This is a genomic window from Streptomyces glaucescens, from assembly GCF_002154375.1.
In the GTDB taxonomy this organism is placed as follows: Bacteria; Actinomycetota; Actinomycetes; order Streptomycetales; family Streptomycetaceae; genus Streptomyces; species Streptomyces glaucescens.
Map to the genome: position 1 here is coordinate 1 of NZ_MUND01000606.1, position 3,920 is coordinate 3,920.

A 3,920-nucleotide genomic window follows, 5' to 3' on the forward strand; every position below is an offset into this window, starting at 1 on the left:
GGGCGGGGGCCGGGAGGCGGTCGCCCGGGTAGCCCTCGACCCGGCCGAAGCGGTCCGACGCGTCCTGCCAGTCCTCGCGGGCGCGGACGATGTCGTCGTGGGTGCGGCCGATGAAGTTCCACCACATGACGATCTCCTCCCCGAAGGGAGGACCGCCGAGGAGCACCAGGCGCGCGGTCCCCGTCCCCTCGTTGGCGAGGGTGAGCACCTCGTGTCCCGGTGCGGCGTAGCCGAGCTCGGCCGGTTTCAGGGCGGTGCCGTTCAGGCGGACGTCGCCGGTGTCCACGAGGAGCCCGTGCTCGAAGTCCGGGTCGACGTCGAGGGTCAGTGCCGCGCCCGGCTCGACGGACAGCTCGGCGCCGAGCAGCGGGGTGAAGGTGCGGACCGGTGAGGTGTCGCCGGCGAGCGTGCCCAGGAAGACGCGGGCGCTGCCGCCGTCCAGCGGCACGGGTGCGGGTGCGTAGTGCTGGAAGTCCCGCGCGGCGTCGCGGTGTCGGTCCGGCAGGGCCACCCACAGCTGGACGCCGTGCAGGATCGTCGTGCCGGGGGTTGACACCTCCGAGTGGCTGATGCCGTGACCGCCGGTCATCAGGTTGAGTTCGCCGGGGCGGACGAGGGCGTGGCTGCCGAGGCTGTCGCGGTGCTCGATCTCCCCGCTGAAGAGCCAGCTGACCGTCTGCAGACCGGTGTGCGGATGGGGAGCGACGTCCATGCCGCCGGTGGCGGAGACGTCGTCGGGGCCGTAGTGGTCGGCGAAGCACCACGCTCCGATCAGGGTGCGGGCCCGCTGGGGCAGGGTGCGCCGCACGGGCATGGCTCGCGGGCCGCCCAGCGGGACCTGCCGGGCGGTGAGCACGTCGACGGCGGAGGGAGTGTCCTCGCCGGACGGTCCTCCGCACGTCAACTCGGTGGGACGCGCTTCGGTGTTACTCACTGTCCCGGCCTTCCCCGCGAGGAAACGTTCGGCTTTCAACATTCACTTGTCGATGATAGGACCATCAGCGAGTGATCGCCCGGCGAAGGAGAACATGTGACGGACACGGCGGCGGTGCGACCCGGCAACCGGGTCTACATCGACAAGCAGCACCCGGACGCGTATCGCGCGCTGACCGCCACGGCGCAGACCGTGAAGGAGGCGGCCGCCGCGGCCGGGCTGGACCGGACCCTCGTCGAACTGATCAACCTGCGCGTGTCCCAGATCAACGCCTGCGCCTACTGCCTCGACCTGCACACCCGCGCCGCTCTGCGGGCGGGCGAGACCACCCGGCGGCTGGGCGTCCTGGCCGCGTGGCGCGACACCGACCTGTTCACGCCCGGGGAACGCGCCGCCCTCGCCCTGGCGGAGGCCACCACACACCCCGCGGACGCGGGCGCCCAGACCGCGGCGTACGCCGAGGCCCGGTCCGCGCTCTCCGACGAGGAGATCTCCGCGGTCATCTGGGTCGCCCTCACCATGAACGCCTTCAACCGCGTCTCGATCATGAGCAAGCACCCCGTGCGGGACGGCGGGGAGGCGAGGACGACCCCCCAGCGGTGAGTCTCGCGCCCGCGGCCGTCCGCGGCTCTCCGGCAGCCGTGACCTCCACGCGCCGTGGCCTGCGCGCGCCGTGGCTGCCGCCCGCCGCGGCTCAGGCCGCGAAGCCGATGTTGGTGACGTACTCGTACTGGCCCCACTCCGAGCCCGGATCCACGGTCGCGTCACTGATCCACGCCTCGTCCAGCGCCTGGTCGTCACCCTCGGCCCAGGCCTCGACGATCCGGTCCCAGTGCCGCACGTTGAGGGTGCGGTACTCGACCACCCGCCGGCGGGTGGTCCACCTGGGACTGGTCGAGCGGATGGAACTCCACTCGGCTGCCGCGGCCTTCGCGGTTGAGGCGCGCGAGCAGGTAGCGGGCGACGTTGTGCCGCCGCAGTGCGCGGTACGCCGTCTCGATCCGGTCCAGGTTGCGCCTGGACGGGCTGCGCCTGCCGTCCAGCCAGGCTCGGAGCGTGCGGTCGGTGACGGTCAGCCGGGCTTCCCGGGCGGCGGCGCGGGCGTGCGGGGTGCGGGGTGCGGGTCAGATAGTGCAGCCGTGCCTGAAGCCCGCGCCGCGCGGTGATCGGGGTGGCGACGAAACCGGCGAGCGCGTCGAGTTGGCGGGCCACGGCCTCGTACCCCTTGATGCCGCGAGCACCGTAGGTACCGAACTCGATCGTGCGCTCAGGCATCCAGCACTCTCACTCACCGCGCGTCCGGGCTGCCTTCGGGCCGCGTCAGGATATCGGACGGCCGCGGGAGCACATCGCCGCTCCGGGCACGGTCCGCCGCCGGCCTCGTCACGAACGTCAAGAAGCGCAGGCACGTGAGTCACCCGTCGAGTGGTTTGGAATGCCCGTCTGTGCGAAGGCGCCTCCCGGGTGCGGCTCGTACGCCAAGAGTGGTGCGCCATGAGCACACACGACGCCACGAGCGATGAACGGCACACGTCCGGTACGTCGCTCGACAGCCCGCTCCCCTCACGCCGCACCCTGGTCACCGCCGCCGGAGCCTCCGCGCTGGCCGCCGGACTCACCGCTGCCTCCACCGCCCCCGCGACCGCGCTCAGCCCAGCCGCCGCCCCCTCGATCGCACCGGCCGCCACGCCGCCCGGAGTGGGCAGCGAGGCGTACACCACGGTCGCGCGCGCCATCGTCGTCCACGACGAGCACGACAAGCCCCTCACCCCGCGCTACCTGGATGTCGTCGAGCACGGACTGCCGCCCAGCCGGGGGAAGGGGACGAAGAGGGTTCTGGTCGTCGGGGCCGGGCCGGCGGGACTGCTCGCCGCCGACCTGCTGAACCGTGCGGGCCACGACGTCGTCGTGATCGAGGCCAACGGCAACCGTGTCGGGGGACGCATCAAGACGTTCCGCAAGGGCGGTCACGAGAACGGGGCCCAGCCCTTCGCCGACCCCAAGCAGTACGCGGAGGGCGGGGCGATGCGGCTGCCCGAGAGCCATCCGCTGCTCATGGCACTGCTCGAGAAGTTCGACCTGCCGCGCCAGGAGTTCCTCCTGGTGGACGTGGACGTCGACAACCCCGCCCAGCGCGCCAACCGCACCTGGATCCACGTCAACGGCGTCCATGTGCGCCGGGCCGACTACGAGAAGAACCCCGAGAAGGTCAACGACACCTTCGGCATCACCGGCCCCCACCGCACGAAGACCGCCTCCGCCATCCTCGCGGAAGCCCTCGAACCCGCGCACCGGCTCATCCGCGGCAAGGAGGGGACGGCCCTCGTCGAGGGGTGGGTGGAGGTCCTGAAGAGATACGGCCACTGGTCCATGTACCGGTACCTGACCGAGGTCGCCAAGCTGGACACCAGGACCATCGACCTGGTCGGCACCATCCAGAACCTGACCTCCCGGATGCACCTGTCCTTCCTGCACAGCTTCCTGTCGAGCGCGCTGATCGACCCGAAGACCCGGTTCTGGGAGATCAAGGGCGGCACCGCCTCCTTCGTCGACGCGCTGTACGCGCCCGTGAAGGGCAAGGTACGGCTCGACCGGCGCGCCGTGCGCATCGAACGCGGCGGCGGCAAGGTCAGGGTGCACACGGTCTCCGAGGACTGCCAGACCGGCCACGGCGGTGTCACGGAGGTCTTCGAGGGCGACGAGGCGATCATCACCGTGCCCTTCTCCGGGCTGCGCCACGTGGCCTTCGACCCTCCGCTCGGCTACGGCAAGCGCCGGGCCATCACGGAACTGCACTACGACGCGGCGACCAAGGTGCTGCTGGAGTTCTCCCGGCGCTGGTGGGAGTTCACCGAGGAGCAGTGGGAGCAGGCGCTGAACTCCATCGAGGACGGGCTGTACGAGAGGTACCGAGCGGGCCGGGTCGGCGACGGCAGGTACCTCGGCGCGCACCAGTCAGTGAAGGCCCTGGGCGTGACGGTCCCCG

Annotated in this window: 3 protein-coding genes and 1 pseudogene; 2 read left to right on the forward strand and 2 right to left on the reverse strand. The window is 71.6% G+C overall.

The genetic code is table 11. The features are described 5' to 3' along the window. Positions 1 to 934, reverse strand: a 934-nt coding sequence (locus CCN42_RS32860; RefSeq protein ID WP_086741054.1) for a pirin family protein, incomplete at its 3' end; no start/stop codon positions are given. Positions 935 to 1,030: 96 nt separating this feature from the next. On the opposite strand from CCN42_RS32860, the gene CCN42_RS32865 reads away from it, so the two are divergent. Beyond that, positions 1,031 to 1,537 carry a carboxymuconolactone decarboxylase family protein gene (locus tag CCN42_RS32865; RefSeq protein ID WP_086741052.1) on the forward strand — a complete coding sequence of 169 codons (507 nt, stop codon included), beginning with the start codon at positions 1,031 to 1,033 and terminating at the stop codon, positions 1,535 to 1,537. A 91-nt stretch (positions 1,538 to 1,628) separates the two neighbouring features. Here the strand turns inward: CCN42_RS32865 and CCN42_RS32870 are convergent. Then, positions 1,629 to 2,209: pseudogene (locus CCN42_RS32870) on the reverse strand (transcriptional regulator). A gap of 219 nt (positions 2,210 to 2,428) precedes the next feature. Here CCN42_RS32870 and CCN42_RS32875 point away from each other — a divergent pair. After that, the coding region (locus tag CCN42_RS32875; protein WP_422641226.1) for a flavin monoamine oxidase family protein at positions 2,429 to 3,920 on the forward strand (1,492 nt) is incomplete at its 3' end.